The organism is Rheinheimera muenzenbergensis, from assembly GCF_036984005.1.
Classification (GTDB): domain Bacteria; phylum Pseudomonadota; class Gammaproteobacteria; order Enterobacterales; family Alteromonadaceae; genus Alishewanella; species Alishewanella muenzenbergensis.
In genome coordinates this window covers 165,816-192,412 of record NZ_JALAAR010000010.1, presented here as the reverse complement: position 1 = coordinate 192,412, position 26,597 = coordinate 165,816, and the positions used below count along the sequence as shown (strand labels likewise).

Genomic DNA, 26,597 nt, shown 5'->3' with positions numbered 1-26,597 from the left:
TTTCATGCAGAATCTCCTGCGTTTATGTTACGAGAAAATTCTACTTTTGACGTCAGTTATTTTTAGGGGGTATTACCTCATCACTGTATTTACCGTTTCTAAAGTATTGAAATACTTGTCCAGTCCGTTCACTGTATTGGCAACTATTAACTGGCTGGCCGCTTCCAGCTGTGGCTGAAGTTGGTATCTGGTTACCTTGAAATACAGAGACTAATCCTTCACCTTTCTTAGCCACCAAATCAATATTCGAAATACAACCAGCATATTTACTTATTGAGTAAAGCGTTTCATCGTCGCTAACTTTAAACGACCTTAAACTAAAGGTATCTGAGATTTCTGGAGAGGATGGAAATACCGATTTAACCTGTCTATCACTTGCATCTATTGGCAAGGTGCGTGCTTTGGTAAGAAACTCTTTGAACTTTGGAGATAAATCCGTGGGGATCTCATCAATCTCAATCCGCTCATTTCGATTTTCGGAATAGTAAAAATGACTAACCAAATAAGCATTAGTCGCGCATTCAACACCATTCGATGCTGACAATGACTTTCCAAACAACCAAGCACCGCCACCAAACACAACTGCAGTAATACCGATAAAATACTTATATAGCGTTTTCAATTGATGCACGATCCTTGTAAGCAGTAGATGATTAACCTGAAATAGTAAGGTATGAACTTGTTAACAAAACAGCATCGCATTATGCACATGATGCTGCAAAAGACAATGGAGAAACAGCAGGAAGTGTTTACTAATTCTTTTGATGGCAAGACACAACAAAGGCGCTTTACGCGCCTTTGTTTATGCTCATCAACTTCTACCTTCGCGACTGGGCTTTTTACCGGTGGGTTGGCGTTGTGGCCCCTTGCCTTTCGGTGTGGCCGGGCCGCGGCGTCCTGCCGGCTTAGCGCCATCTGGCTTGGCTGGCCGGGCTGCTGTGGGCTTGCGCTCTTTTGGCGCACGCTCAGGTGTTTTGGCGGCGATATCGTGCTTGCGCACTGCGCGCTTCATGCTGGCCATACGGCGGCGACGTTCGTCTCTGTCTTCCGGTTTTACTAAAGTAGCCACTTCCGGCGCTAAACTGACTAACTTGCGCAGATAGTTGACTTCATCCAACGGGTATTCGGCATAGCCGCCGGCCGGCAAGTGTTTAGGCAGCAGTAAATCACCGTAGCGTACCCGAATAAGCCGGCTAACCACAGCGCCTTGTGATTCCCACATGCGGCGTACTTCGCGGTTACGGCCTTCGGTAAGTACCACATGGAACCAGCGGTTGATACCTTCGCCCGGCAGCGCTTTGATTTTTTTGAAGTTGGCTTTACCGTCTTCCAGCTCAACACCGGTTCGCAGACGCTGGATCATCGCATCGTTGATCTCACCAAATACCCGCACTGCGTATTCACGCTCGACTTCAAATTTAGGGTGCATCAAGCGGTTTGCCAGCTCACCGTCTGTGGTAAACAGTAATAAACCTGAGGTGTTAATATCCAACCGGCCAATGGCTATCCAGCGTGCGCCTTTAATGGTCGGCAGGCGCGAGAATACTGTTGGCCGGCCTTCCGGATCGGTACGCGAGCAAATTTCGCCTTCGGGCTTATGGTACGCCAGAACACGGCAAATTTGTTGCTCTTCACTGGCAATTTGTACCGGGTGGCCATCTACCCGCACTTGCTGATTAGGGCTGATACGATCGCCCAGCGTTGCCGGCTTGCCGTCTACGGTAACCCGGCCACCGCTTATCCAGTCTTCCATTTCCCGGCGCGAGCCTAAACCGGCGCGGGCTAATACTTTTTGTAGCTTTTCACTACCTGCTTTATCACTCATTAGTGCAATTCTCCTGTCGTCACGACGGTGTCGGCCAGATCCAGGCTAATAGCCTGAAACTCTGGCAAGGGTGGTAATTGGTTTAAGTGTTTTAAACCAAAATAATCTAAAAATTCTTTTGTTGTTGCATATAAGCCGGGCCGGCCCGGTACTTCTTTATGGCCAACCACCTTTACCCAGTTACGATCAACTAAGGTGCGCATAATTTGGCTGCTAACCGACACACCGCGAATATCTTCAATCTCGCCGCGGGTGATCGGTTGGCGGTACGCTATCAGCGCCAACGTTTCGAGCACGGCACGTGAATAACGCGGCGAGCGCTCCGGCCACAGTCTGGCCAAATAATCACTTAACTCCGGCTTGGTAATAAAACGATAACCCGATGCCGTTTCCGCCAAACTAATACCCCGGCCAGCGTAGTCCTGCATCAGCCGGGCCAGGGTGTCATTTAAGCGTTTTTTACTGACATTTAAGCCATCGAGCACGCTGCTTTGTATGTCATCACAGCTTAGTGGCTTATCGGCGGCGAAAATGGCCGCTTCTACCAGCTGCATTAACTGCACGTCATTTATCTTGCCCGCCATTATGCCTCAGCGTCCTTTAATTTGACATGAATTTGGCCATAGGCCTCTACCTGAATAATCTCAACCAGCTTTTCTTTGGTCAGCTCTAACATGGCTAAAAAGGTCACCACCACACCTTCGCGGCCTTCGCTTAGCTCAAAACAGGCTGAAAACGCCAGATAGCCATTATGGGCACTTAGCAAATCTAAAATACGGCTCATGCGCTCGCGGGTCGATAAATGCTCACGTTTAATATGGTGGTGCTGAAAATCCTTTGCTCTTTTGACAATGTCCTTCAGCGCCAGCGTCAGCTCAGCTAAATCAACATCCGGTAATATCAGCAGTGGTGCAAAATTTTCAGCCAGCCCGGCGCTGGCATTAAAATGATCGCGCTCATCGCGTGGCAGGCTGTCCAGCTCCGTGGCGGCTTGTTTAAATACTTCATATTCCTGCAGCCGGCGGATAAGCTCAGCGCGCGGATCGGCCTCTTCGTCTTCGGCCTGGCTATGGCGGGGCAACAATAAGCGCGATTTAATTTCGGCCAGCATCGCCGCCATCACTAAATACTCGGCCGCCAGTTCAAAATTCAGCCCCTGCATCAGCTCAATATATTCCATATATTGCAGGGTTATTTCGTTTACCGGCAAATCGACAATATCAAACTTATGTTTGCGAATTAAATACAGTAAAAAATCCAGCGGGCCTTCAAAAGCATCAAGCAAAATTTCCAGCGCATCCGGCGGAATATACAAGTCTTCCGGCCGCTCGAGCACCGCTTCGCCGCGCACAAAGGCCAGCGGCAGCGGTTGCTGTATGGTTAGGCTATCAGGCAGGCTGTCCGCCAGAGTATCGCTCAAGCTAGGGTGGCCTTATTAACGAAACGGTGCCGGATCGCCACGACCTTCGCGCAGCAACACAGGTTCATCGTCAGATAAATCAATTACTGTAGTAGGTGCTTCGCCAATCACACCGCCGTGCATAATCAGGTCAACCTGCTTTTCTAAACGGGTACGCATTTCTTCCGGATCGCTTTCGGCAAATTCTTCGCCAGGCAAAATTAAACTGGTGCTAAGCAGCGGCTCACCCAGCTCAGCCAATAGCGCCAACGCAATTTTATTTTCCGGTATACGCAGGCCAATGGTTTTCTTTTTGTCGTTTAGTAAGCGTTTAGGCACTTCTTTAGTGCCGCGCAAAATAAAGGTATAAGCACCAGGAGTGTTATTTTTAATTAAGCGAAAGGCGCTGTTTTCTACCTTGGCATAGACCGACAGCTCAGATAAATCGCGGCACAGCAGGGTAAAGTGATGATCACCGCTAACCTGGCGAATTTGTAAAATACGCTCCATGGCGTTTTTATCGCCAACATGACAACCCAGCGCATAACCGCTATCGGTTGGATAAATGACCACACCGCCCTGTTGAATGATCTGCACCGCTTGTTTTAACAAACGCTGCTGCGGAGTTTCCGGGTGAATATGAAAAAATTGGCTCATTGTTATTCTTCTTTACTTGTTAATGGCAAAACGGCCGGTTAAGCCGTTGCTTGCAGCGGCCAGTTGGCCCACACCGGTATGACATCTTCGGTTAAATATAGATTTTTTCCGATATCATTCCAAGTTGTTGCCTGATGAAAATCGGAGCCTACCGACGCTGTTAAACCATGCAATTGGCACAGTGCCCACAATTCACGCTTTTGCACCGGCGTTTGCTGCGGCGAAATCACTTCTATCGCATCGCCGCCGGCGGCGGCAAACTGTTCAGCCAGCCGTTTTACCCATTTTGTTGTTAGCTTATATTTTAGCGGATGCGCCAGCACGGCTATGCCGCCGGCAGCGTGTATCCACTGAATAGCATCGGCCATCTCAACCCAGTTATTTGGCACATAACCAATTTTGCCGCGACCAAGGTACTTTTTAAAAACGCCATCCATCGTACTGGCTTTACCAATACTGACCAAATGGCGGGCAAAATGCGTGCGGGTTAAGGCGGCGCCATTAGCAAGCTTTAGCACTGCTGGTAGCACATCTGGTATTTGGCTTTTTTCCAGCCGACGCGCCATCTCTTCTGCACGCGCCACACGGGCTTGCTGCTGGGTGGCTAACCGCGCCAAAAACTGCGGGCATTCTGGGTTGATGTTTAAGCCGACAATATGAATTTCCAACTGCTGCCAGCTGGTAGAAATTTCCACGCCATTAATCAGTTTAAGTGGCAATTGCAATGTTGTAATTGCCTGCCCGGCCGCGGCTAAACCCGCGACTGTATCATGGTCGGTAATCGCCAGCACATCCACGCCTTTCTCTGCAGCGCGCATTACCAGTTCTGTTGGCGACAACACACCGTCAGAGCAATGGGTATGGCTGTGTAGATCAATTTTCATTTGCACCTCAAAATAAGCCGGCTATTGTCGCACAGCAGGACCTTATCGCAAAATAAACTGAACTTTTGTCCCAGCGCTGCGTAACCTCGCTACACCTTGTTAAAAGAGAATAAAACGATGTTTGGCTGGTTAAAATCTGATCCGGTAAAAAAACTGCGCAAAGCTTACGACCAAAAACTAGAGCAGGCGATGCATGCCCAGCGCAACGGTGATATGCGACTATATGCCGATTTAACTGCTGAAAGTGAAGAAATCTGGCAGACAATTCAACAACTGGAAAAAGCCGCCGTTAAAAGCTGAATGTTAAAATATGATGCGTGAACGCCATAGCCATCCAGCCACTTATACGTTTTTAATTCTGTATTATAACAAATAAGCACTTGACGCCGGCTACCGTTTTGCGGTTTTATGTCTGGCATAACAAACGAGGTTACTAAAGCTAATGCAATTTATCACAACCCTTAACCTGACTAACTGGTGGTGGCACATTCCCAACGGGCGTGTGTAGGCGTTGTATTAGCTTTAATTACCGAAGCCCGTTTCCACAAGAAGCGGGCTTTTTTTATGTGCCTGCAACACTGTGCGAACCGGCTGAATAAAAACTGATTAACTATATATTTATGAATCATAAGGAAAAAGTGAAACATGATTTTTAGTCATATCACCGATACGCCGGGCGAAGTGGCCAGCATTGCCATGCAGTTGCCGTATCACAGCGACGCGCTGGCCTGCTATCAGGCACTGACCGCGCAAAGCCCGTATTCGCTGCTGCTGGAATCAGCCGAGATCGACAGCAAAGATAACTTAAAAAGCCTGTTGCTGATTGATGCCGCGCTGCGCATTGAATGCAATGATCAAACCGTTGTGGTTAAAGCTGTCAGCAATAATGGCGCTGTGCTGCTGCCGTATCTGGCGGCCAAACTCAGCACGGTAGCCATGGTTGAGCAGCATAATGACCAGCTACGTCTTACTTATCAGCGCCCGGCGTTGTTACTTGAAGAAAATGCCCGCTTACAAGCGCCTAACCCGTTCAGCGTACTGCGTAGCTTGCAGCGCGAGCTTAAATGCCAGAGCGATGAGCCTTTTGCGATATTTTTAGGCGGTGTTATTGGTTACGACATGGTGGCCACCGTTGAGCAGTTGCCCGCCGTGCCAACAGCAGAAAACCAATGCCCGGATTATGTGTTTTATCTGGCTGAAACCTTATTGGTGCTGGATCATCAAAGCGGCCACAGCCGCCTGGTCGGTAACGTATTTTGTGGTGAACAGGCACCGGCCAACTGTTTTGTCATCGGTAAACGGCTGGAGCAGCTAAAACACTTGCTGCAAACGCCTGCAGCAAACTCAGCCGCCACCTCCGCAATAAATACTGAAGTGCAAGTCGATATCAGTGATGCTGATTTTGTCACTCAGGTCGAGAAGCTAAAACAGCATATCGTCGCCGGTGATATTTTTCAGGTAGTGCCATCCCGTTGTTTCCGTCTGCCCTGCCCTGAGCCGCTGGCCGCCTACGCCCGCTTAAAACAACAAAACCCCAGTCCCTACATGTTTTATTTACAAGATTCGGCCTTTACGCTGTTTGGCGCCTCGCCCGAGTCGGCGTTGAAGTTTGACGCGGCAAGCCGTCAGGTCGAAATTTACCCCATTGCGGGTACCCGCCGCCGCGGTTTTAAAGCCGACGGCAGCATAGACCGCGACCTGGACAGCCGCATTGAGCTGGAGCTGCGGCAAGATGAAAAAGAAAAAGCCGAGCATTTAATGCTGGTCGATTTAGCCCGTAACGACGTCGCACGCATCAGTGTGCCGGGCAGCCGCTACGTCAAAGAGCTGTTAAAAGTCGACCGTTACTCTTATGTCATGCACTTAGTGTCACGGGTGGTGGGTACCTTAAAGCCTGAGCTTGACGCGCTGCACGCTTATCAGGCATGTATGAATATGGGCACATTAGTTGGCGCGCCAAAAGTAAAAGCCGCCGAGCTTATCCGCACAGTGGAAGGCAAACGCCGCGGCAGCTACGGTGGCGCAGTTGGCTATTTGTCAGGCAACGGCGATTTTGACAGCTGTATCGTGATCCGCTCGGCCTATGTCGCAGATAACACCGCCTACATCCAGGCCGGTGCTGGTGTGGTGTTCGACTCTGTCGCCCAGGCCGAGGCCGACGAAACCCGCAGCAAAGCCCAGGCAGTGATCAATGCCATAGTCTCAGCCCATAAAGCAGTTAAGGAGTAACTGATGGCGATGATTTATTTGCTCGACAATATCGACTCTTTTACCTACAACCTGGTTGATGAGTTTGCCCAGCTCGGTTATCAGACAAAGCTGTACCGCAACACAGTGCCGGCTGACTACATCTACCAGCAAATGCAAAGCGAAACCGAGCCGGTGTTACTGGTACTGTCGCCAGGCCCGGGCAGCCCGGCACAGGCCGGCTCAATGCCAGCCTTGTTAAAACTGTGCGAAGCGCAATTTCCGGTGCTGGGTATTTGTCTTGGCCATCAGGCGATAGTGGAACATTTTGGCGGTGTCGTTGGCCGCGCCGGCGAAACCGTGCATGGCAAGACAGCTGCAATAACACTGCATGAACATCCATTATTCAACACGTTACCCAGGCCGTTTTTGGTGGCGCGCTATCACTCATTAATGGCCACCGAAATGCCCAACGCCTTAACCTTACTGGCCAATGACCGGCATATTCCAATGGCGGTGATAAATGAAGACAAACGTATGCTGGGCTTTCAATTTCACCCTGAGTCTATTTTGACCACTTTGGGTAAACCCCTGCTGAAAAACAGTATTGAATATTTATTAGGAGGCTGATGATGACAGATCCGATATTAGCAGCGGTACAGCACAGCCTGACGGGCCAGCCGCTAAGCTTTAGCCAGACAGAGCAGTTTTTTACTGCAGTCGTAAAAGGCCAGGTTGAGCCGGTACAACTGACGGCGCTGTTGGTGGCGCTGAAAATGCGTGGCGAAACCGCCGATGAAATAGCCGGCGCGGCCAGTGCATTACGTGCAGCCGCGACAACATTTCCGCAGCAGGTTAGCGGCAGTATCGACTGCTGCGGCACCGGTGGTGATGGCAGCAATACCATTAATATTTCTACCACAGCGGCAATAGTTGGCGCAGCTATGGGCTTAAAGGTGGTAAAGCACGGTAATCGCAGTGTGTCATCGCGCTCGGGCTCAGCCGATTTGTTAGAGCAGCTGGGAGTGAATATTCAAATGACGCCACAGCAAGCCGCTAACGCCCTGCTGCAAGCCAATTGCAGCTTCTTATTTGCCCCGCAATACCATGCTGGCATTAAACACGCGATGCCAGTACGCAATGCGCTAAAAAGCCGCACCTTGTTTAACCTGTTAGGCCCGCTGGTAAACCCGGCGGCACCGGATTATCAACTGCTGGGGGTGTACGACCCTAAACTGTGCCGCGTAATGGCGCAGGCACTGCAGCAACTGGGCGTCAAACGTGCCTGGGTAGTACACGGCAGCGGCTGTGACGAAGTGGCGCTGCACGGCACTACCTATGTGTGTGAGCTTAAAGAGGGTGAGCTGAGCGAATTTAGCCTGACACCGGATGATTTTGGTGTTGCTGTGACTCCACTATCTGCGCTGGCCGGTGGCGAGCCAGCCGATAATGCCGCCGCTACCCTGGCCATTTTGCAGGGGCAGGGCCAGAGTGCACACAATGCAGCTGTGGCAATAAATGTCGCGGCGATGTTGAAAATTGCTGGCTTGGGGGACGATCTTAAAGTGAACACCCGCGCCGTGCTGGAACTGCTGGGTTCAGCCAAAGCGTTCGCTACGCTTAGCCAGTTTAAGCAGCTGAGTCAGCAACAGGAGGCTGCCCATGGCTGACGCAATGCCAAATGTACTGGCAAAAATAGTGGCACATAAGCGTGACGAAGTGGCACAGCTAAAACAGCAACAGCCGCTGACCACATTTATTAGCAGCGTAGCGCCGAGCCAGCGCGATTTTCTGGCCGCGCTTAAACAAAGCGGCCCACGTTTTATTTTAGAATGCAAAAAAGCCTCACCGTCCAAAGGCCTGATCCGCGCAGAGTTTAATCTTGAGGAACTGGCGCAGGTATATGGCCAATATGCCGATTGCATTTCGGTATTAACTGACGAGAAATTCTTTCAGGGCAAGTACGACTATCTGCGCACCATGCGCAGCCTGGTCGACAAACCACTGCTGCATAAAGACTTTATCATCGACAGCTACCAGATTTATTTAGGCCGCCACTGCGGTGCCGATGCGGTGTTGTTGATGTTATCGGTGCTGGATGATGACGAATACCGCAGCCTTACCGCAACGGCGGCAGAGCTTAATATGACAGTGCTGACCGAAGTCAGTAATGAAGCAGAAACACTGCGCGCTGTTGCGCTTAACGCGGAACTAATCGGCATTAATAACCGGGATTTGCGTGATTTAAGCACTAACCTCGACACCAGCTTTAAACTGGCAGAACTGATCCCTGCTGGCAGAACCCTGGTTTCAGAGTCTGGTATTTACACTAATCAGCAAGTGCGACATTTAGCTCAGGTAGCCGATGCCTTTTTAGTCGGCAGCTCGTTAATGGCGCAGGCAGATTTAGCCGCAGCTACGCGTAAACTGGTGCTGGGTGAGCATAAAGTTTGCGGCTTAACCCGGCCGGAAGATGCCGCTGCCGCCTATGCTGCCGGCGCATATTACGGCGGGCTGATTTTTTACCCGCCATCAGCGCGTTATGTTACGCCTGAACAAGCCGCGCTGGTGCAACAAGGCGCACCACTGCATTATGTCGGCGTCTTTGTTAATGCCAACGCTACCGAGGTCGCGCAATTAGCACAAAGTTTAGGCCTTAGCGCCGTGCAGCTGCATGGCGAGGAAGACGACAGCTATATCAGCACACTACAACCGCTGTTGCCGGCACAGTGCCAGATCTGGAAAGCCTACCGGGTAAAAGATGCACTACCTGAGTTTAGCCCGCTTGCTGATCGTATCTTGCTCGATGCCTATCATCCACAGCAGCATGGCGGCAGCGGCATCAGCTTTAACTGGTCGCTACTAACACAACACCATAGTAGTCAGCCGATTATGCTCGCAGGCGGCCTAAATGGCGATAACTGCCTCGCCGCAGCCCAAATGCCGGTAGCCGGGCTCGATTTCAATTCAGGGCTGGAAAGCGCGCCTGGCATCAAAGATGCGGCGAAGATCCGGTCAGCTTTTACACTTTTGCGGGAGTTTCACTATGAGTGAGCTAAAACTTAACCCTTATTTTGGCCAGTACGGCGGCATGTTTGTGCCACAACTGCTGGTACCGGCGCTTAAACAGCTGGAACAGGCCTATGTAGACGCGCTGGAAGACCCAGCCTTTCATGCCGAGTTCGAAAAACTTTTAACCGAGTATGCCGGCCGGCCAACACCGTTAACGCTGTGTCGTAATATTTCACCCAACCCGCTGGTAAAAATTTACTTAAAACGTGAAGACTTACTACACGGCGGCGCGCATAAAACCAATCAGGTATTGGGCCAGGCACTGTTAACTAAGCGCATGGGCAAAAAAGAAGTGATCGCCGAAACCGGTGCCGGCCAGCATGGTGTTGCCACCGCCTTAGCCTGCGCCTTACTGGGGTTAAAGTGCCGCATTTATATGGGTGCCAAAGATATAGAACGCCAGCAGCCAAACGTGTTTCGTATGAAGCTGATGGGCGCTACCGTCATTCCGGTGACCAGCGGCAGCGGCACCTTAAAAGATGCGGTAAACGAAGCGATGCGCGACTGGTCAGCTACTTACGACAGCACTCACTATATGTTGGGCACCGCAGCAGGCCCGCACCCGTTTCCAACCATAGTGCGTGATTTTCAGAAGATGATTGGCGAAGAAGCCAAACAGCAAATACTTAAAGCCGAAGGTAAATTGCCCGATGCGGTGATTGCCTGTGTTGGCGGCGGTTCTAATGCCATAGGTATGTTTGCTGATTTTATCGCTGAAGAAGGCGTAAAGCTGATTGGCGTTGAACCCGGCGGTAAAGGGATAGACACCCATCAGCACGGCGCCGCCCTGTCTACCGGCAGCTACGGTATTTTGCACGGTGCTTATACTGCCATTATGCAAACTTCTGATGGCCAGATTGAGGAATCCTATTCTATATCAGCCGGTCTGGACTACCCGGCGGTTGGCCCGCAGCATACCCATTTGCAGCAAACCGGCCGGGCGCAATACGTTGCAATAAACGACGATGAAGCCCTGGCGGCATTTCAGCAATTGGCAAAAACGGAAGGTATTATACCGGCGCTGGAAAGCTCACACGCTCTGGCTTATGCGTTAAAGCTGGCCCACAGCGCCACAGAGCCGACAGTACTGCTGGTGAATTTATCAGGCAGAGGCGACAAAGACTTAGCCCATGTGCACAGCGTATTAGCAGGAGGCCAATTATGAAGCGTTACCAACAGCTGTTTGACCGCTTAAACCGCGAAGGCCGCGGCGCTTTCGTGCCCTTTGTCACCATTGGCGATCCAAACCCTGAGCTATCGTTTGAAATTATAAAATGCCTGATTGACGCCGGTGCTGATGCACTGGAGCTGGGCATTGCTTTTTCAGACCCGATAGCCGATGGCCCGACGATACAGGGCGCCAATATCCGCGCCCTGGCCGCCGGTACCACACCGGCTATCAGCTTTGATATTATTGCCAAAATCCGCCAGTACCACGCTACCATTCCGATTGGCTTGCTGCTGTACTCCAATCTGGTGATGGCCCGCGGCCTTGATGATTTTTATGCTAAAGCAGCCAGCGCCGGTGTTGATTCGGTACTGATTGCCGATGTGCCGTTACACGAGAGCAAGCCATTTCGGCAAAGTGCCATTAAGCATGACATAGCACCGATTTTTATTGTGCCACCCAATGTAGAAGATGAAGACTTGCGCCAGATTGCCTCTTATGGCCGCGGCTACACTTACCTGCTCAGCCGCGCCGGTGTCACCGGCACCGAGACCGCGGCCGCTATGCCAACCAGCGAGCTGATAGCGCGTATTCGCAGCTACAACCCGGCGCCGCCTTTACTGGGTTTTGGTATCTCTACGCCGGCGCATGTCAAAGACGCTATTCAAAGTGGTGCCGCCGGCGCTATTTCCGGTTCGGCCATTGTTAAACTGATAGAGCAATATCAGCAACAACCGGCTGAACTGCTGCTGCAGCTCAGGCAGTTTGTCAGCATGATGAAAGCGGCTACCTAACCAAAGCGACAGCCTGCTATTGCGGCAGGCTGTCTATTAGCTGGTATTTATGTTTCAGTGCAACGATGTCGGCCTGATGGTTAAGCAAAAAACGGTTAAATTGCTGCAATATCAGCGGATGACGCATAGTCGATAAATGAAAACTAACCCGGGTCATTGGTAACTGGCTGGCAACCACCAGGGCCCCTTCTTGCTGTTGCGTACGCAAAATATGCTGCGCCACATTGTACTCGACATCAGCGCCTTGCAGCTCGCCTTTAAGCACCAGATTAACCGCCGAGATGGCATTGGGTACTTCATAAAATTTAAAACGGTGCTGGCTGCGTAAATTTAACCAGGCTGTTGGCGTAAAGCCGTGGATAACCGCCAACGTACGAAACTGAGACAAGCTAATATCCTTGTCTGCCGCCAGCACCATAGTAGTACCCAGGTTATAAATCAGCGGATCACTAAAACTGCGGCTGGCCTGCACGCTTTGATACTTGGCCCAGTTTGGGTTATCCGGATAAATAAAATCGACCAGGCCATCCAGCTCATGATACAAACGCTTTACCGGTAGCGGCTGGAAACTAAACTGGTAGCCATGTTTACTGGCAAATAACTGCAGTACCTCATTGGCAAAACCACTGCTATCGCTGGAGGTAAAGTTATAGTGTGGGTAAAAGTTAATGTCTTCTGTTCCGACAACAAAATGTGTCTGACATTTTACTGCTGTGGTATGCAACAGCATCACGATGCCAATAATCAAAGCTGCTTTTGTTGTCATCACCACCTGCCAGTACAAAATACTCTGTCACTTTGCAGTGTAGTAAGCAATTAACAATGCGCCAACCAGCAGTTTAGGAACAGGGTGGAAAAACTGTCGATTTTTCCGCTGCCAGGCCGGATAATAGCGACTTTACGCCAAACGGACCCACTTTTATGCAAATTAGCAACAATAGCGTAGTACAGTTTCATTACACCCTTACCGATGTCAGCAATGGCGCAAGCGTCGAACTTGAAACATCAAACGGCAGCCACCCACTGCTGTATCTGCACGGCCACGAGCAAATGTTGCCAGCACTGGAGCAGGCTTTAACCGGCAAAGCTGCCGGTGACAAACTCGACATTACCTTAACGCCAGCCCAGGCTTATGGCGAGCGTGATGAAAATGCCATTCAAAGCATGCAGGTAAAACACCTGTTAGGCGCAAAAAAATGGCAGCCGGGTATGACAGCCGTGGTGCAAACCGAACACGGTCAGCGTCAGGTGACCATTGTTAAAGTGGGCATGTTTAAAGCCGATGTCGACACCAACCACCCACTGGCTGGCAAAACGCTGCAATTTGCCGTTGAAATTGTGTCAGTACGCCAGGCCACTGATGAAGAAATCGCCCATGGCCATGCCCATGGCGAAGGCGGCCATAACCACTAAGTTCGCCTAACATGATGTAAGGCTGCCACGTGCAGCCTTTTTTCTCTCCGGTAGAATTTTTCTTGTAATAAGCTTATATATCACCGGGTGTTACTGCTAAGATCGGCTCAGGCCTTTAATCAGGTAAACTGTTAGTGCCAAACCGGCGTACTGACAGTTTCGTTAATAAAAGAGCAGCCATTCTGTTATGCGCTATATCAATACCCGCGACTTCGATCACCAGCAACACGATAAAATCGGTATCCTGCTTACCAACCTCGGCACTCCGGATGAGCCGACGCCAAAGGCACTAAAACGCTATTTAAAGCAGTTTTTATCGGATCCTCGCGTAGTAGAAGTACCACGATTATTATGGTGGCTGATTTTAAACGGCGTTATTTTACAATTCCGCCCGCGCCGCTCGGCCAAAGCCTATGCCACAGTATTTACCGAACAAGGCTCGCCGTTGTTGTTTCATACCCAGGCACAGCGCGATGCGGTGGCGGCACAGCTGCAGCAGGAAGGCCTGAACAATGTGGTGGTAGAATTTGCCATGCGCTACGGCAACCCCAGCTTTGATAGCGTGCTGGAGAAGATGTTTGCCCAGGGCGTGCGTAAGCTGTTGGTCTTGCCGTTATACCCGCAGTATTCAGCGTCTACCTCGGCGTCCAGTTTTGACGAGCTGGCACGTAATTTTATGCGCCGCCGCTGGCTGCCTGATTTACGCTTTGTGTCACATTATCCCGACTATGCGCCCTTTATCCGCGCTGCAGCCGATAAAATCCGCCACCATTGGCAGCAGCATGGCCAGGCCGACAAACTGATCTTGTCTTATCATGGTATTCCCAAACGCTACCTGCTTAACGGCGACCCTTACCACTGCGAGTGCTATAAAACCTCACGCCTGATAGCAGAGCAACTGGGGCTGAACAAAGACCAGTATATGACTACCTTTCAGTCGCGCTTTGGTCGCGAAGAATGGTTAAAACCTTACACGGATGAAACCCTGAAGGCGCTGCCGGCACAAGGCGTGCAAAGTGTGCAGGTGTTTTGCCCGGGCTTTTCTGCCGATTGCCTGGAAACGCTTGAAGAAATCGGTGAGGAAAACAAAGACTACTTTTTACATGCCGGTGGTAAGCGCTATGAGTACATTAGCGCGTTAAATGCAGAACCACAGCATATAGACGCTTTGTGCCAGCTGATTAAAGACAATTTACACGGTTGGTCTGTTAACACTGATGGCCAACGCGCCAACCTGGCCGACGAGCTTAAAAGTACACAATACGGAGACTAACGCTTTTGTATGAGTCACCAACGCGGTGGTAATAACAGAACTGAGCCGACATTAAACGCCAAACCGCTACTGCAGCGGATGCGGTTTGATAATGTACGTGAAACGCCCTATGTGGCACCACCCCAGCCACAGGTACGTTATCTGCGCTGGCTATTATTGTTGCTGGCATTGGTGCTGCTATTGGCACTGTACCAGGAAAGCCGTAATCACTTTTATCAGTCAGCGTTTTGGCATTGGTATGCATCCAAACTGACATATACGGTAAAACCAGGCGCCGCAGCGAAGATAACCTTTCCGGCTGCAGGCCCTTTTGATCAACGCTTTGGTTACAGCTCACTGCCACTGTGGCAAGACAGCTTACAACAACAAGGCTTTGTGTTAAGCGCGCAAAGCCATTTTTCATCTGAGCTGCAGCGCTACACCCGCTATGGCTTTTACCCACCCTATCAGGAAAAAAATCAGCCTGGTTTAACCGTACTTGGCTGCCAACAAGACACCTTGTTTCAGGCGCGCTTTCCTGCTTTTCAATTTAGCAGTAACAAGCAAGTGGCTGCGCCAATTGTCGCGGCATTACTTTTTGTTGAAGACCGCAGCCTGCTAACGCCATCACACCCTAATGCTAATCCGGTGTTAAATCTGCCCCGGTTAGGTGCAGCGGTATGGTCGCAATTACAGCGTGCAGCGGGCATACCGGCTGCAGCTGCCGGTGGCAGTACCTTAGCCACCCAACTGGAAAAATACCGCCATAGCCCGCATGGTTTTACTGCAGGTACTACAGACAAATTTCATCAGTTGGTCTCGGCCAGCGTTCGCGCTTACGCCGAATCAACAAATACGTTAGCCAGCCGGCAACGCATTGTTGTTGATTACCTGAACTCGGTACCACTGGCCGCTACGGCAAACCACGGTGAGGTGCACGGTTTGGGGGATGGCCTGCACGCCTGGTTTGGTGCAGATCCTGCCAGCGTCAACGCTCTGCTAAAGCAAGCTGCTCCTTATACCGCGCAGCAGGCGTTAGCCCTGCGACAGGTGGTGGCATTAATCATCGCCCAGCGCCGGCCATCCTATTATTTACTGCAGGGACGACGTGATCTGGAAAAACTGGTCTCCAGTCATCTGCTGCTAATGCAGCAACAAGGTATTATTGCTAAAGAGTTAGCCTCTCTGGCAATGCAGCAACAGCTGACATTTGCTACTGCAGCAGCGATACCCAGTGCCACCGATCATGATTTTAAAGCCAGTACTATGGCGCGCAGCCGTCTGGCATATTTACTGCAACAAAGTTTATATCAGCTCGACCGGCTGGATTTAACAGCACACACCACCATTGACACTAAATTGCAGCAAGCTGTCAGCCAGCATCTGCAGCAGCTTAGCCAATATGATTATGCCGCAGCAGCCGGCTTGTTTGCCGATCGCCTGCTGCGCCCGGGGCAACAAGACAAAGTTCGCTATAGCTTTACCTTGTATCAAAGCAGTGACAGTGGCAATAAAGTCAGACTGCAAACTGACAATACCGACTTAGCCTTTGATTTGAATGACGCCAGCAAACTGGAGTTGGGTTCCACTGCCAAACTACGGGTAATGGTAAGCTATCTGGAAATCATTGCCGAACTGCACCGGCTGTATGCCGAAGAACCGGTTGAAACGCTGCAATTTCTCGACATAGCGCCACAAGACCAGTTAACCGCCTGGGCAGTGCAATATTTAACCCAGCACAGCGGCGCCAAACTTAGTAACATGCTGCACGCTGCAGTACAACGACGCTACAGCGCCGATCCGAAAGAGAGCTTCTTTACCGGTGGTGGGCTGCATACCTTTAACAATTTTAATAAAGACGAAGACAAGCTTAATCCAACCCTGGCTGAAGCTTTGCAATTGTCGATCAATTTGCCATTTGTGCGACTGCTTCAGGATATGGTCAATTACAGCATCTATCATGGCGAAAACAGCAGTTATCAATTACTTAAAGATGACGACAACCCGCAGCGCGAACAGTATTTACGTCGCTTCGCCGACAAAGAAGGCACGACCTACTTACGCCGCTTCTGGCAAAAATATCGGGCAGCAAGCCCCCAGCAGCAACTGGAGATATTTATGCAAAGTAGCCGGCAAACCCCGGAGCGGCTGGCAGCAGCCTATCTGTACATCGGGCCGGACAGTAGTTTGCAGCAGTTCAGCAGTTTTATGCAGCAGCAATTTAGCAACGACAACGACTGGCAAAACCTGTACAGCAAGTACCAACCTGATGCGTTCAGCCTGCCCGACCGCGCGTATTTATCCCGCAGTCACCCGCTAGAATTATGGTTACTGGCCTATAAACAGCAGCAGCCAGAGGCCAGCTTTGCCGACGCAGTGGCCGCCAGCGTCGAGCAACGGCAGGAAATTTATCAATGGTTATTTAAAACGCGTTTTCGCAGTGCGCGTGACAACCGTATCCGCAGTATGCTGGAAATTGAAGCGTTTTGGGATCTGCATCAACGTTGGCAACGTTTGGGGTATCCGTTTGAATATTTAGTCCCCTCACTGGCAACGGCACTGGGCAGCTCCGGCGACAGACCCGCCGCACTGGCTGAGCTGGTAGGTATTATTCTTAATGATGGTAAACAGCTACCAACAGTGCGCATTGAGCAGTTAGATTTTGCCGTTAATACGCCCTACGAAAGCCACTTTAGCCGGCCGCCAGCGCGCGCAGTGCAGCTGATGGATGCCGAAGTGGCACTGACGGTGCGGCAACTGTTGCAGCAAGTCGTCAGTAGCGGCACCGCACGCCGGCTACAACAAGGCTTTAACAGTACCCTGCTACAGGGAGGCAAAACCGGCACGGGCGACAATCGTCTGGTGCAACTGAACAACCGCGGCCAGCACATTAGCTCTAAAGCGTTAAACCGCACGGCAACTTATGTGTTTTATCTTGGCGCAGCACATTTTGGCGTGTTGACGGCTTATGTAGCTGACGAAACGGCAGAACAGTTCAGTTTCACCTCAGCCTTGCCGCTGCAGGCTCTAAACAGCATGGCTGAAATCTTACTGCCTTATATAGAGGCGCCAACACCCGATTGCCGCTAACCGGTAACGACTCTGTTGCGCCCTTCATGCTTTGCCCGATACAAGGCCATATCGGCACGATGCAGCCAGGCTTCCCAGTCTTCATCCGGCTGTAACATGGCTGCACCGATAGAGGTGGTTAAATGGCTGCCGTCTGGTGTGGTCAGATGCTGTGCCACACCTTGGCGGACTTTTTCTGCCAGTTTGGCCAAATCTGCCGGTTTAATATCGGCCAGTAACACGACAAATTCTTCGCCGCCAAAACGAAACACCTGATCGCTCTGACGTAACATAGATTGCAATAACGGGATCAGCCCCGCCAGCACCTGATCGCCGGCGTTATGGCCGTGATTATCGTTGATCTGCTTAAAGTGATCCAAATCAAGCAAGATTAAACCGTAAGGCCGGCCAAAGCGCTGATGTTCATTAATCGCCACCGCTAACTGATCATTTAAGGTGCGCCGGTTTGCTGCGCCGGTCAGGCTGTCAGTGGTGGCCAGACGCTTCAGCTCGCGGCGCTGCAATTGAGTGCGATAGGCAAATATAAACGCGAAAATACTGGTGATAGTCGTGGTCACGACAAAAGACACCATCTGAAACGGGCTGGCAAATACCAAACCTGGCCGCAAATTGGCGAATAGCAACAGACAAGCCAGCATAACAATTAACAATACGAAGGCTTTCAGCGGCGAGACCAGAAAGAAAATGAACACTAAAAACGGGTACACCCAGAACAAACCATCAATGCCAAGGTTTATACACACCAGAACTGCGCCAACACAAAACACCAGCGCCATAAACAACCCGGGCTTTACCGTGTCGCCGCTGCGCCACGCCATCCGGGTAGCAATAATGGCACACAGCACCATAACAAGATCGGCAATACCCACTATATAGTTGCCACTGTATAGCCGGTAAATGCCGTACGGCGTAATACACAGCACTATCATTGCGCCCACCAAGGTGAGCATTGCCAGATAAAAATCGTCTTGCAACCGTTTTAACACCGACAACCTCCCCGGTTTTGCATCAGGTTATGCTGTATTACTATAGAGCTAAGGCCACTGAATAACGAATCAGCCTTACCGCTTTGCTTATCCTTGCAGAGCTTGTGTTAATTGATCAAAATGACTGAACACCCAATCAGCCTGCGAGGCAAAATGTTGATTATGGGCGTTCAGATATAAACAGGACATCATACCGGCATTGGCCGCCGTTTCAATATCATAGATATAGTCGCCGACATAGATCATTTGCTGTGCCGGCAACTGTAATTTCTCGGCCAATAATAACAGGCCTGCCGGATCCGGCTTGGCCGCACAATCTTCTCTGGTCAACACATGCTCTATTGGCATCTGCAGTCGCTGTATGGTCAGGCTGGTGGCCTGTCGCATATTGCGGGTTAACAACGCCAGTGGCATATTGTTGGCGCGCAAAGTGTGCAGGCATTGCTCGGCTCCGGGCATCCAACAGGCCTTAGCAGCACCGTTTAATTCATGCTGGCGGATAATATTATCGGCCCGGCTAAACTGTATAGGATCATCTAACAGCGCCAACTGTTCCAGCAATGGCGTGCCTGCAGGCCAGCCAATATCGCGACAAATGGCAGCAAAATCCAGTGCAGAATCTACCAGAGTGCCGTCCATATCAAATACCACGGCCTTAATATGCTGTAACTGCAAAGCAAAACTCCTGTATTAGTTAGTCATTTATGCCACAAATTAGCTTTTTTACCATAAGCCAAAGACGCAAATAAAATAACACACTGTTTTTATTGAAATTAATTTTGGCTCAGATTCTGCTTAGCTAGTGCTAACGTTATTACAGAGGACAAAAAATGACTGTGTTCAGATTAATTTTTAATATACTGTGGTTTGTACTGGGTGGTTTTGTAATGGGCCTGCTGTGGTGGTTGGTTGGCTTGTTATGCTTTATTAGCATTGTTGGTATTCCATTTGGCCGCAGTTGTTTTGTTATAGGTGAAATGGCGTTTTGGCCTTTTGGTCAGGATGCGGTGAGCCGGCGTTATATTAATCGTTATGATGATATCGGTACCGGTACTTTAGGTACCCTGGGTAATGTCATCTGGTTTTTGTTGTTTGGTTTCTGGCTGGCGTTGGGGCATTTGGGCCATGCAATAGTATGTTTTGTCAGTATTATCGGCATTCCGTTTGGCATACAGCATGTAAAATTGGCACTGTTAAGCCTGGCCCCCATAGGTAAAACGGTCGTCGGCCGCCATGCACTTTAGGCTCAAATTGCGGCTCATTTCATAAGGTGAAGGCTGTGTCTGCAGATAACTATCAGCGTATTTGGCAAACGGTATTATTAATTCCTTGCGGTAAAGTGGCCAGCTACGGCCAAATTGCCGATTTAGCCGGCCTGCCAGGCAGAGCCCGTCTGGTTGGTAAAGCCCTGGGTTATGCGCCCGCTGAGTTAGCGGTGCCCTGGTACAGAGTACTTCGCAGTGACCGAAGCCTGGCGTTTGCGCCAGGCAGCGCCACGGCATTGCAGCAACGGCAACTGTTGCTGGCAGAAGGGGTAATGCTGAATAAAAACCGCGTAGACGCTAGCGCTGTGTGGCAACCCGATTTGGCGGAGCTGCTGTTTAAGCTGCAATATTAAGCTGACACAGGTTACCGCTAGCCGCGGGGCAAACGTTGCTTAACCCGCAACAACGCTTCCTGTTCAAATTCCTCCATATACTCAGCTAAATCACCTTTCCATTTTTCATCTGCGTCAGCTACCGCATGTTTCACCAGCCCCACTTCCAATTTATCGCGCTCAACCAGTAAACGGTGCGCCCGGCTGTGCATCTCCAGCTCGACTTCAGCCTGGATCTGACTGATAGATCGCATTAGCAGAAGTTTGCGATAGGCAAACACAGCCAGTAAGTTCAGACAAATTAACAGCGCAGCATAAATCCAATTCATGCAGATACCACCCGAGCTTTTTTAATCTCAGCTTTTACGTTAAATCCCCACATTAATACAATTACCGGAACCAGCACCACATTTATCAGTGGAATACCATACTGGTAGAGTATTTGAAACAGCTCGGTGTTGCTAACGAAGCGGTCAAAAAACCGTAATGTTTGAATAGATGCCAACAGTAAAAAAGCAACGCCAACACAATGAGCAATGCGTCCGACACTTTGTCTCAACATACGATGGAATTTATACAGTAAAAAAATGGCAACAAAATCAAGAAATACAAAGACTGCATACCAGAGAAATTTATAAAACATCTCTGGCTTGCTGGCGACATCAAACAATATAGGTGTAATTGCCGTCATTACACCATTAGCAACCGCTAAAACCATTAGAGAAATGACCAACGAGGAGACTTTTCTCTCAAATAACACAGCCAGTACAAACAACATAAAGTAAGCAACAAATACCAGCTTACCTAAGTCAAATAGCAGCGTTTCTATCGTATTCAAAGTCATATAATCTTCTTACTTAGCTGAAAATTTACGTTTTAGGCGGTTCTATACCTTCACCATTACCTTGCACTGTTTTTGGTGGCTCTATGCCTTCACCATTACCTTTTACCGTTTTTGGCGGCTCTATGCCTTCACCATTACCTTGCACTGTTTTTGGTGGCTCTATGCCTTCACCATTACCTTTTACCGTTTTTGGTGGCTCTATGCCTTCACCATTACCCAGGGTGGCAATGGCTTTTTCTTGTTGCAACAGCAACCGGGCTTGTTCACTAATTTGTACTGAGTCTGCCGTCGCGGTGGGCACTTTACTTTGTGTTGCTGTAGCAGGCTGTGCAGCAGCCGCGGCTGATCTTTCCAGCGAATTCAACTGCAATTGGGCCATATTATTGGTATTGATGTTACTAACAGACATTATCAACCTCTTGTGCTTGGTTTAATTCCTGCTTCATACTAGGTAAGCCCAATGGCTAATTCCAGTAAATTAACGGCAAATAATTTGACAAATATTTGATATTTGCTGCACTTCAGCAACTTAGTATGATCTTTCAAGTAGAAACAGGACAGCGTGAACTATTTAGCCCATGCCGCTTTGGCGCAACCTGATGTGTATTCTGTTACCGGAAATTTACTCGGCGATTTTTGCAAAGGCCTGGCCGTTGACAGCCTGCACCCAAAAATCCGGGCTGGTTTAATGAATCATCGCGCTGTTGACCGCTTTACAGATCAGCACTATGCCGTGCGTCAGGCCAAAGCGCTATTTTCCAGCCAAAGGCGTCGTTTTGCTGGTATAGCCTTAGATGTTTTGTTTGATCACTTTTTAATTGCGCACTGGCAGCAGTTTTATACTCAACCCTTTGCTAACTATAAACAGCAGCTTTACCGGCAGCTGGCCGAGGCTGAATACCTGATGCCAGCCACCATGGCAACGACTATGTCCAGTGTGCGCCGTTATGACTGGTTTAGCAGTTATCAGGATTTGTCACAGTTAGCTGTGGCCTTGGACCGTATAGCGCTACGGATCCGCTTTGCCAATCAGTTTAGCGGCATGATAGATGAGATACGGCCGCACTACGCCGCGCTGGAGCAAAGTTTTTTGCAGCTGTATCCTGAACTGCGCCAGCATATCTCTGAGCTGGCGCTGGAAAACTAAACATCTATTGCTGCTATTGCTGCGAGTGCATACCAACTTTATTGCCTTCGCTGTCCAGAAACATACCGATAAAACCGTGCTCGCCGATACTGGTTTTATTAAGCAGTAATTTGCCACCGGCATGCTCTACCTTAGCTAACAGCGGTGCCACATCGGCGCACTCGAAATACACCATACAGCCTTTGCTACAGGGCTCATAATCGGGCCCCTGCACCAAAGCCCCACTGCTGCCAGGCTTAGCATGGTCAAACGGAAACATCGCCATCAGGTCGGTGCCCATTTCTAACATTTCAAATTCTACTGCAAACACGTGATGGTAAAAGTGCCTGGCACGCTGCATATCGGTTACCGGCATTTCAAACCACGCCACTGGATTAGGGTTAAACATAATGCTCTCCTTAGTTAACAGCATCAAAGGTAGCGCAGCCAAACAACAGTTGCCAATCGTTGTTTGCCGCTAGCAGCAGAATTATGCTGGCTTTAGTTGCGTTAAAAGCCTGCAATTGGCTAGACTAGCGCCCTGTTCGATTTGATAGACAAAAATACAGGAGCGCAACTATGGGCGCACAATGGAAAGCCAAACATAAAATGGATGCGGCCAACGCCAAAGGTCGTATTTTCACCAAGCTGGCAAAAGAGATAGCCGTCGCCGCCCGCAATGGCGCCGATCCGGACATGAATGCCAAATTACGCTCGGCAATTGACGCAGCCAAAAAAGCCTCTATGCCAAAAGATACGCTGGAACGCGCGATTAAAAAAGGCGCCGGCTTACTGGATGGCCCGGCCAACTACGAAACCGTAGTATACGAAGGCTTTGCACCGCATCAGGTGCCGGTGATAGTAGAATGCTTAACCGACAATAAAAACCGCAGCGCCATGAGTATCCGCCAGCTGTTTCGCAAAGGCCAGCTGGCGACATCTGGCGCCGTTTCCTGGGATTTTAAACATCTGGGCCAGATTGAAGCAGAGCCGGAAAGCGCAGACGCCGACATGGAACTGGCAGCAATTGAAGCCGGCGCGCAGGATTTCGAAGCCGGTGACGATAACGAAGTAGTGTTTTTAACAGAAGCAACCGATTTAGACCTGGTGGCCAAAGCGCTGCCGGAGTTTGGTTATAAAGTACTGACCGCTAAGCTGGTGTACCGAGCGAATAACCCGGTAGCACTGGACGACACGCAACGCGCTGAAGTAGAAGCTTTTTTAGATGCGATTGATGCCGACGACGACGTACAAAACGTTTACGTTGGTTTAGCCGGCTAAGCCCTGCTATCAACGTTCTGCTAAAGCCATCCGCCGGATGGCTTTTTTATTTGTCTGTTAACCAAATAACAACTGCCAGAAGCTGACTTTGCGTTGTTTATGGTATTCTTTACGCAGTGCTTCTACCTGACGTAAATGCTGTTGCGCTGTCGCCATATCATCACGCTGCGCTGCCGCTTTCGCCGCGACCAATTCAGTGTGAACTTTCACCAAACCCTGACGAAACTGCTCAGCTTTATCGTCCGCAAATGGCCCCTGTTGCGCTTGCAACGTCAGTATTATCAGCTCGTCCAGCACCGGTAATAACTGGCTACTGTCTGACATTTCAATCGCTTGTTTAAACTGAAACCCCATGTTTTTCATGGTTTGTTCCAGATCTACCGCAGCATTAACCGCCACAGTGCAAAATAAGCACAGGCTTAAAACAACATTACGCATATCAACAACTCTGCAAAAATAAGGCGGGCAGTGTAGCGGAAAATTGCCAGACAGGCAGCAAAGAGCTGCCCGGCCGGCAAAATAATGTCCAATCGTCGCAGCTGTCAGTAGCGGCTGAAAAAGTCCTCTACCTGCGACATAGCGTCTTCCCGGTCCAGGCCGTAACGTTCCTGAATAATATCGGCTAACTCATCAAAGTTACCCCGGGTTTGCTCCAGCTCGTCGTAACTAATTTTATCCCACTGCAGTTTGGCTCTGGCGCGCATTTCGCCCCAGTTGCCTTCGTAGTATTTGTAGCTCATGCGATTACTCCTTGCCTCTAAGTAACACGCTACAGCCGGTACCGTTTGCTCAACATTACAGCCCGGCTACCTGACAGGCGGCTGCCTGCCGGACTAAGTGTAGCCGTTGCCTCAACCAAGCGCATATATTAACCAACTGGTCTGACAGCTCTTGCTGTAAACAGCTGAAGCTGGTTATATAAGGTCCTGACCTGACAAGAGAAGCTAACATGCATAAACCATCCGCGCTTGCGCTTAGCCTGCTTTGCGCCGCTACTTTAAGCGCCTGCAGCAGCAATACGACACCACTTAGCAGCGCCCAGCGCGCCCAACAGTTGGCACAGCAATACATCATTGTTGACACCCATATAGATGTACCTTACCGGCTACATAAAGACTGGGAAGACGTAACAGTGGCGACCAAGCGTGGTGAATTTGATTATCCACGTGCCCTTGCAGGCGGCTTAAATGCGCCTTTTATGTCTATTTATATTCCGGCATCGTACGAGCGTACCGGCGGTGGTTACCAGTTAGCAAATCAGCTAATTGATAGCATGGAAGCGCTGGTTGGCCGGGCTGCAGATAAATTTGCCATGGCTTACAGCACCCAAGATGTGCTCGGCCAGTTTGGCAGCGGCAAAGTCTCGCTGGCGCTGGGCATGGAAAACGGCACACCAATAGAGGGTAAACTGGAAAACCTGCAGCATTTTTATCAGCGCGGTATCCGCTATATTACGCTGTCGCACTCTGAGAGTAACCATATTGCCGACTCCAGCTACGACTTACGCCGGCGCTGGAATGGTTTAAGCCCCTTTGGCAAAGAACTGGTCGTGGCGATGAACAATATCGGCATGATGATTGATATCTCGCACGTATCCGACGCCGCGTTTTACCAGGTCATGCAGCTGAGCAAGGTACCGGTTATTGCCTCGCATTCATCACTGCGCAGCTACACCCCGGGTTTTGAGCGCAATATGGATGACGACATGATTAAAACGCTGGCGAAAAACGGCGGTGTGGTGCAAATTAACTTTGGCTCCTCTTTTGTTACCATGATGGCCAACCAGTACGGCGCCCTGCGTAAAGCCGCAGCAAAACAAGCCGGTGTAGCCGATGACGAAGCTTTTGAGCTTGAGTTCCGTAAAAAGCATCCCTACCCCTTTGCCACTTTAGATACAGTGCTGGATCATATCGACCACGTGATAAAACTGGTTGGCATCAATTATGTGGGTATCGGCTCAGACTACGATGGCGTTGGCGACTCTTTACCTATTGGGCTAAAAGATGTTGCCAGTTACCCTAATCTGATCGAAGGCTTGCTTAAGCGTGGTTACAGTGAAGCCGACATCGAAAAAATTCTGTCGGGAAATTTATTGCGGGTATGGCGTGAAGTAGAACAATACGCCGCACAGCAAAAAGCCGGGTAGTTAACCTGGCAGCGCGGCAAGCCGCGCTGCCAGACCTTTATTGCAGAAAAGCTGCCAGCAGGCCTATCAGGCCGCCAAATACACCGCCCCACACCACCAACCAGCCTAAATGCCGGCGGATCATCTGCTGAATAATCTCTTTTACCAGCTGCGGCGTCAGCTCGTTTAAACGTTGCTGCACTATGGTATCAACCTGTTCACGGATCCCGGCCAGTTGCTCCGGCTGGTCCAGCTGTTGTAGCACCAACTGATTAAACTCATCACTCTGGCTGATATCAATTAACGCCGCTTTAAGCTGGTTGATAAAGGGCTCCTGCAATGGCAGCAAAGCAGCACTGCCACCAAACATGCTTAACATACCGCCAAATGAAGACTGCTCTACCACTCTGAGCAACGAATCAAACGCCGGCGTCAAATCGGCTTTTAAAATTACCGGTTCAAAATCAAACGTCTTACCGTGGCTTTGTTGCTTATCGGCTAAAAAACGGTCTATGTTGTCGCTGCTAAAAAACTGGGTCATTACCAGTTGGTAAATACCGGCTTTAAACTCCTGAAACCGCGCCGGGATCACGCCAGAACCATACAACAGCGGCACTTTTTCAAATAGCATATGTACCGCCAGCCAGTTGGTTAACGCACCGGACAAGGCAAACAAACCAACACTTAATAACAGTGGCTGCTGTAAATACCAGCCTGCCAGCGTAACAGCCGCCGCAACCCCATTAGTAACAACATTTTTATTCATGCCAGCCCCATCTTGGTCAAACCTATACTTAGTGGCGCAAATTCTAATCAGCTAACCGCATTGGGGCAAGCGCTCGCTTCAGCCAAGGGCCAATTCAGGTTATGCTTTTGCTATTTAAGGCTAAGTAGAGA

The 26,597-nt window shown here is 50.0% G+C and carries 31 protein-coding genes; 15 read left to right on the top strand and 16 right to left on the bottom strand.

Annotation, left to right across the window (positions count from 1 at the left end):
• Window positions 1-52: 52 nt before the first annotated feature.
• From MN202_RS13210 to rnm, 6 genes are all read right to left on the bottom strand, one after another.
• Window positions 53-622 (bottom strand): hypothetical protein, encoded by a 570-nt coding sequence (locus MN202_RS13210; protein ID WP_335736596.1) that lies wholly within the window; start codon window positions 620-622, stop codon window positions 53-55.
• Between the two features lie 189 nt (window positions 623-811).
• Window positions 812-1,825, bottom strand: a complete 1,014-nt coding sequence (gene rluB / locus MN202_RS13205; protein WP_335736595.1) for a 23S rRNA pseudouridine(2605) synthase RluB — start codon at window positions 1,823-1,825, stop codon at window positions 812-814.
• Entirely contained in the window at window positions 1,825-2,409 is a 585-nt protein-coding gene (gene scpB / locus MN202_RS13200; protein WP_335736594.1) for an SMC-Scp complex subunit ScpB, read from the bottom strand. Before scpB ends, rluB begins: the two co-directional genes overlap by 1 nt.
• A complete protein-coding gene (locus MN202_RS13195) occupies window positions 2,409-3,245 on the bottom strand; it encodes a segregation and condensation protein A (protein ID WP_335736593.1) in 837 nt (278 codons plus the stop codon). The genes scpB and MN202_RS13195 overlap by 1 nt, the downstream gene beginning before the upstream one ends.
• Window positions 3,246-3,260: 15 nt before the next feature.
• Complete coding sequence (locus MN202_RS13190) at window positions 3,261-3,881, bottom strand: L-threonylcarbamoyladenylate synthase (protein ID WP_335736592.1); 621 nt, start codon at window positions 3,879-3,881, stop codon at window positions 3,261-3,263.
• A gap of 38 nt (window positions 3,882-3,919) precedes the next feature.
• Window positions 3,920-4,765, bottom strand: a complete 846-nt coding sequence (rnm, locus tag MN202_RS13185) for an RNase RNM (RefSeq protein WP_335736591.1) — start codon at window positions 4,763-4,765, stop codon at window positions 3,920-3,922.
• Between the two features lie 117 nt (window positions 4,766-4,882).
• Between rnm and MN202_RS13180 the strand changes: the two genes are divergently transcribed.
• From MN202_RS13180 to trpA, 7 genes are all read left to right on the top strand, one after another.
• A complete protein-coding gene (locus tag MN202_RS13180; RefSeq protein WP_335736590.1) occupies window positions 4,883-5,065 on the top strand; it encodes a DUF6435 family protein in 183 nt (60 codons plus the stop codon).
• 345 nt (window positions 5,066-5,410) lie between these two features.
• Window positions 5,411-6,994 (top strand): anthranilate synthase component 1, encoded by a 1,584-nt coding sequence (locus tag MN202_RS13175; RefSeq protein ID WP_335736589.1) that lies wholly within the window; start codon window positions 5,411-5,413, stop codon window positions 6,992-6,994.
• Between the two features lie 3 nt (window positions 6,995-6,997).
• Window positions 6,998-7,582, top strand: coding sequence for an aminodeoxychorismate/anthranilate synthase component II (locus MN202_RS13170; protein WP_335736588.1), 585 nt, complete (start codon window positions 6,998-7,000; stop codon window positions 7,580-7,582).
• A 2-nt stretch (window positions 7,583-7,584) separates the two neighbouring features.
• Window positions 7,585-8,622, top strand: a complete 1,038-nt coding sequence (gene trpD / locus MN202_RS13165; RefSeq protein ID WP_335736587.1) for an anthranilate phosphoribosyltransferase — start codon at window positions 7,585-7,587, stop codon at window positions 8,620-8,622.
• On the top strand, window positions 8,615-10,006 hold the full coding sequence (gene trpCF / locus MN202_RS13160) for a bifunctional indole-3-glycerol-phosphate synthase TrpC/phosphoribosylanthranilate isomerase TrpF (protein WP_335736586.1): 1,392 nt from the start codon (window positions 8,615-8,617) through the stop codon (window positions 10,004-10,006). The genes trpD and trpCF overlap by 8 nt, the downstream gene beginning before the upstream one ends.
• The gene (gene trpB / locus MN202_RS13155) at window positions 9,999-11,189 is read left to right on the top strand and encodes a tryptophan synthase subunit beta (RefSeq protein ID WP_335736585.1); all 1,191 of its coding nucleotides are present in this window, start codon (window positions 9,999-10,001) and stop codon (window positions 11,187-11,189) included. Before trpCF ends, trpB begins: the two co-directional genes overlap by 8 nt.
• Window positions 11,186-11,986 (top strand): tryptophan synthase subunit alpha, encoded by an 801-nt coding sequence (gene trpA / locus MN202_RS13150; RefSeq protein WP_335736584.1) that lies wholly within the window; start codon window positions 11,186-11,188, stop codon window positions 11,984-11,986. The genes trpB and trpA overlap by 4 nt, the downstream gene beginning before the upstream one ends.
• 16 nt (window positions 11,987-12,002) lie before the next feature.
• On the opposite strand, the gene MN202_RS13145 is transcribed toward trpA, so the two are convergent.
• Window positions 12,003-12,752: a substrate-binding periplasmic protein gene (locus tag MN202_RS13145; protein ID WP_335736583.1), complete on the bottom strand. Its 750-nt coding sequence runs from the start codon at window positions 12,750-12,752 to the stop codon at window positions 12,003-12,005.
• Window positions 12,753-12,907: 155 nt separating this feature from the next.
• On the opposite strand from MN202_RS13145, the gene MN202_RS13140 reads away from it, so the two are divergent.
• The 3 genes from MN202_RS13140 (at window position 12,908) to MN202_RS13130 (ending at window position 17,741) form a co-directional block, all read left to right on the top strand.
• Window positions 12,908-13,399: an FKBP-type peptidyl-prolyl cis-trans isomerase gene (locus MN202_RS13140; RefSeq protein ID WP_335736582.1), complete on the top strand. Its 492-nt coding sequence runs from the start codon at window positions 12,908-12,910 to the stop codon at window positions 13,397-13,399.
• A gap of 187 nt (window positions 13,400-13,586) precedes the next feature.
• Window positions 13,587-14,672: a ferrochelatase gene (gene hemH / locus MN202_RS13135; protein WP_335736581.1), complete on the top strand. Its 1,086-nt coding sequence runs from the start codon at window positions 13,587-13,589 to the stop codon at window positions 14,670-14,672.
• A gap of 9 nt (window positions 14,673-14,681) precedes the next feature.
• Window positions 14,682-17,741, top strand: a complete 3,060-nt coding sequence (locus MN202_RS13130) for a transglycosylase domain-containing protein (RefSeq protein WP_335736580.1) — start codon at window positions 14,682-14,684, stop codon at window positions 17,739-17,741.
• On the opposite strand, the gene MN202_RS13125 is transcribed toward MN202_RS13130, so the two are convergent.
• Window positions 17,738-18,727 (bottom strand): GGDEF domain-containing protein, encoded by a 990-nt coding sequence (locus MN202_RS13125; protein ID WP_335736579.1) that lies wholly within the window; start codon window positions 18,725-18,727, stop codon window positions 17,738-17,740. The two genes, MN202_RS13130 and MN202_RS13125, sit on opposite strands and share 4 nt — an antisense overlap.
• An 87-nt stretch (window positions 18,728-18,814) precedes the next feature.
• Window positions 18,815-19,402, bottom strand: coding sequence for an HAD family hydrolase (locus MN202_RS13120; protein ID WP_335736578.1), 588 nt, complete (start codon window positions 19,400-19,402; stop codon window positions 18,815-18,817).
• A gap of 155 nt (window positions 19,403-19,557) precedes the next feature.
• On the opposite strand from MN202_RS13120, the gene MN202_RS13115 reads away from it, so the two are divergent.
• Together MN202_RS13115 and MN202_RS13110 are read left to right on the top strand one after the other, a co-directional pair.
• Window positions 19,558-19,971, top strand: coding sequence for a YccF domain-containing protein (locus tag MN202_RS13115; RefSeq protein WP_335736577.1), 414 nt, complete (start codon window positions 19,558-19,560; stop codon window positions 19,969-19,971).
• A 35-nt stretch (window positions 19,972-20,006) separates the two neighbouring features.
• Window positions 20,007-20,345 carry an MGMT family protein gene (locus MN202_RS13110; RefSeq protein WP_335736576.1) on the top strand — a complete coding sequence of 113 codons (339 nt, stop codon included), beginning with the start codon at window positions 20,007-20,009 and terminating at the stop codon, window positions 20,343-20,345.
• 17 nt (window positions 20,346-20,362) lie between these two features.
• Here MN202_RS13110 and MN202_RS13105 read toward each other — a convergent pair whose 3' ends face one another.
• The 3 genes from MN202_RS13105 to MN202_RS13095 are packed head-to-tail and all read right to left on the bottom strand — an operon-like array spanning window position 20,363 to window position 21,577.
• Entirely contained in the window at window positions 20,363-20,653 is a 291-nt protein-coding gene (locus MN202_RS13105) for a hypothetical protein (RefSeq protein WP_335736575.1), read from the bottom strand.
• Window positions 20,650-21,168, bottom strand: coding sequence for a hypothetical protein (locus tag MN202_RS13100; protein ID WP_335736574.1), 519 nt, complete (start codon window positions 21,166-21,168; stop codon window positions 20,650-20,652). Before MN202_RS13100 ends, MN202_RS13105 begins: the two co-directional genes overlap by 4 nt.
• Before the next feature lie 25 nt (window positions 21,169-21,193).
• Window positions 21,194-21,577 carry a hypothetical protein gene (locus MN202_RS13095; RefSeq protein ID WP_335736573.1) on the bottom strand — a complete coding sequence of 128 codons (384 nt, stop codon included), beginning with the start codon at window positions 21,575-21,577 and terminating at the stop codon, window positions 21,194-21,196.
• 153 nt (window positions 21,578-21,730) lie between these two features.
• Between MN202_RS13095 and MN202_RS13090 the strand changes: the two genes are divergently transcribed.
• Window positions 21,731-22,315 carry an acyl carrier protein phosphodiesterase gene (locus MN202_RS13090; RefSeq protein WP_335736572.1) on the top strand — a complete coding sequence of 195 codons (585 nt, stop codon included), beginning with the start codon at window positions 21,731-21,733 and terminating at the stop codon, window positions 22,313-22,315.
• A 13-nt stretch (window positions 22,316-22,328) separates the two neighbouring features.
• Here MN202_RS13090 and MN202_RS13085 read toward each other — a convergent pair whose 3' ends face one another.
• Entirely contained in the window at window positions 22,329-22,703 is a 375-nt protein-coding gene (locus MN202_RS13085; RefSeq protein ID WP_335736571.1) for a VOC family protein, read from the bottom strand.
• 170 nt (window positions 22,704-22,873) lie between these two features.
• On the opposite strand from MN202_RS13085, the gene MN202_RS13080 reads away from it, so the two are divergent.
• Window positions 22,874-23,575 carry a YebC/PmpR family DNA-binding transcriptional regulator gene (locus MN202_RS13080; protein ID WP_335736570.1) on the top strand — a complete coding sequence of 234 codons (702 nt, stop codon included), beginning with the start codon at window positions 22,874-22,876 and terminating at the stop codon, window positions 23,573-23,575.
• A 57-nt stretch (window positions 23,576-23,632) separates the two neighbouring features.
• On the opposite strand, the gene MN202_RS13075 is transcribed toward MN202_RS13080, so the two are convergent.
• Together MN202_RS13075 and MN202_RS13070 are read right to left on the bottom strand one after the other, a co-directional pair.
• Entirely contained in the window at window positions 23,633-24,013 is a 381-nt protein-coding gene (locus MN202_RS13075; protein ID WP_335736569.1) for a cytochrome b562, read from the bottom strand.
• A 104-nt stretch (window positions 24,014-24,117) separates the two neighbouring features.
• Window positions 24,118-24,315, bottom strand: coding sequence for a CsbD family protein (locus tag MN202_RS13070; RefSeq protein WP_335736568.1), 198 nt, complete (start codon window positions 24,313-24,315; stop codon window positions 24,118-24,120).
• A gap of 209 nt (window positions 24,316-24,524) precedes the next feature.
• On the opposite strand from MN202_RS13070, the gene MN202_RS13065 reads away from it, so the two are divergent.
• The gene (locus MN202_RS13065; RefSeq protein ID WP_335736567.1) at window positions 24,525-25,721 is read left to right on the top strand and encodes a dipeptidase; all 1,197 of its coding nucleotides are present in this window, start codon (window positions 24,525-24,527) and stop codon (window positions 25,719-25,721) included.
• Between the two features lie 37 nt (window positions 25,722-25,758).
• Here the strand turns inward: MN202_RS13065 and MN202_RS13060 are convergent, their stop codons facing one another.
• A complete protein-coding gene (locus MN202_RS13060) occupies window positions 25,759-26,466 on the bottom strand; it encodes a DUF445 domain-containing protein (RefSeq protein WP_335736566.1) in 708 nt (235 codons plus the stop codon).
• Window positions 26,467-26,597: the final 131 nt, after the last annotated feature.

What these genes read in the sequence shown, in the direction of transcription:
- rluB (WP_335736595.1), bottom strand. Translation starts at nt 1,825, where the DNA reads ATGAGTGATAAAGCAGGTAGTGAAAAGCTACAAAAAGTATTAGCCCGC.
- scpB (WP_335736594.1), bottom strand. Translation starts at nt 2,409, where the DNA reads ATGGCGGGCAAGATAAATGACGTGCAGTTAATGCAGCTGGTAGAAGCG.
- MN202_RS13190 (WP_335736592.1), bottom strand. Translation starts at nt 3,881, where the DNA reads ATGAGCCAATTTTTTCATATTCACCCGGAAACTCCGCAGCAGCGTTTG.
- rnm (WP_335736591.1), bottom strand. Translation starts at nt 4,765, where the DNA reads ATGAAAATTGATCTACACAGCCATACCCATTGCTCTGACGGTGTGTTG.
- MN202_RS13180 (WP_335736590.1), top strand. Translation starts at nt 4,883, where the DNA reads ATGTTTGGCTGGTTAAAATCTGATCCGGTAAAAAAACTGCGCAAAGCT.
- MN202_RS13175 (WP_335736589.1), top strand. Translation starts at nt 5,411, where the DNA reads ATGATTTTTAGTCATATCACCGATACGCCGGGCGAAGTGGCCAGCATT.
- MN202_RS13170 (WP_335736588.1), top strand. Translation starts at nt 6,998, where the DNA reads ATGGCGATGATTTATTTGCTCGACAATATCGACTCTTTTACCTACAAC.
- trpD (WP_335736587.1), top strand. Translation starts at nt 7,585, where the DNA reads ATGACAGATCCGATATTAGCAGCGGTACAGCACAGCCTGACGGGCCAG.
- trpCF (WP_335736586.1), top strand. Translation starts at nt 8,615, where the DNA reads ATGGCTGACGCAATGCCAAATGTACTGGCAAAAATAGTGGCACATAAG.
- trpB (WP_335736585.1), top strand. Translation starts at nt 9,999, where the DNA reads ATGAGTGAGCTAAAACTTAACCCTTATTTTGGCCAGTACGGCGGCATG.
- trpA (WP_335736584.1), top strand. Translation starts at nt 11,186, where the DNA reads ATGAAGCGTTACCAACAGCTGTTTGACCGCTTAAACCGCGAAGGCCGC.
- MN202_RS13145 (WP_335736583.1), bottom strand. Translation starts at nt 12,752, where the DNA reads ATGACAACAAAAGCAGCTTTGATTATTGGCATCGTGATGCTGTTGCAT.
- MN202_RS13140 (WP_335736582.1), top strand. Translation starts at nt 12,908, where the DNA reads ATGCAAATTAGCAACAATAGCGTAGTACAGTTTCATTACACCCTTACC.
- hemH (WP_335736581.1), top strand. Translation starts at nt 13,587, where the DNA reads ATGCGCTATATCAATACCCGCGACTTCGATCACCAGCAACACGATAAA.
- MN202_RS13130 (WP_335736580.1), top strand. Translation starts at nt 14,682, where the DNA reads ATGAGTCACCAACGCGGTGGTAATAACAGAACTGAGCCGACATTAAAC.
- MN202_RS13115 (WP_335736577.1), top strand. Translation starts at nt 19,558, where the DNA reads ATGACTGTGTTCAGATTAATTTTTAATATACTGTGGTTTGTACTGGGT.
- MN202_RS13105 (WP_335736575.1), bottom strand. Translation starts at nt 20,653, where the DNA reads ATGAATTGGATTTATGCTGCGCTGTTAATTTGTCTGAACTTACTGGCT.
- MN202_RS13100 (WP_335736574.1), bottom strand. Translation starts at nt 21,168, where the DNA reads ATGACTTTGAATACGATAGAAACGCTGCTATTTGACTTAGGTAAGCTG.
- MN202_RS13095 (WP_335736573.1), bottom strand. Translation starts at nt 21,577, where the DNA reads ATGTCTGTTAGTAACATCAATACCAATAATATGGCCCAATTGCAGTTG.
- MN202_RS13085 (WP_335736571.1), bottom strand. Translation starts at nt 22,703, where the DNA reads ATGTTTAACCCTAATCCAGTGGCGTGGTTTGAAATGCCGGTAACCGAT.
- MN202_RS13080 (WP_335736570.1), top strand. Translation starts at nt 22,874, where the DNA reads ATGGGCGCACAATGGAAAGCCAAACATAAAATGGATGCGGCCAACGCC.
- MN202_RS13075 (WP_335736569.1), bottom strand. Translation starts at nt 24,013, where the DNA reads ATGCGTAATGTTGTTTTAAGCCTGTGCTTATTTTGCACTGTGGCGGTT.
- MN202_RS13070 (WP_335736568.1), bottom strand. Translation starts at nt 24,315, where the DNA reads ATGAGCTACAAATACTACGAAGGCAACTGGGGCGAAATGCGCGCCAGA.
- MN202_RS13065 (WP_335736567.1), top strand. Translation starts at nt 24,525, where the DNA reads ATGCATAAACCATCCGCGCTTGCGCTTAGCCTGCTTTGCGCCGCTACT.
- MN202_RS13060 (WP_335736566.1), bottom strand. Translation starts at nt 26,466, where the DNA reads ATGAATAAAAATGTTGTTACTAATGGGGTTGCGGCGGCTGTTACGCTG.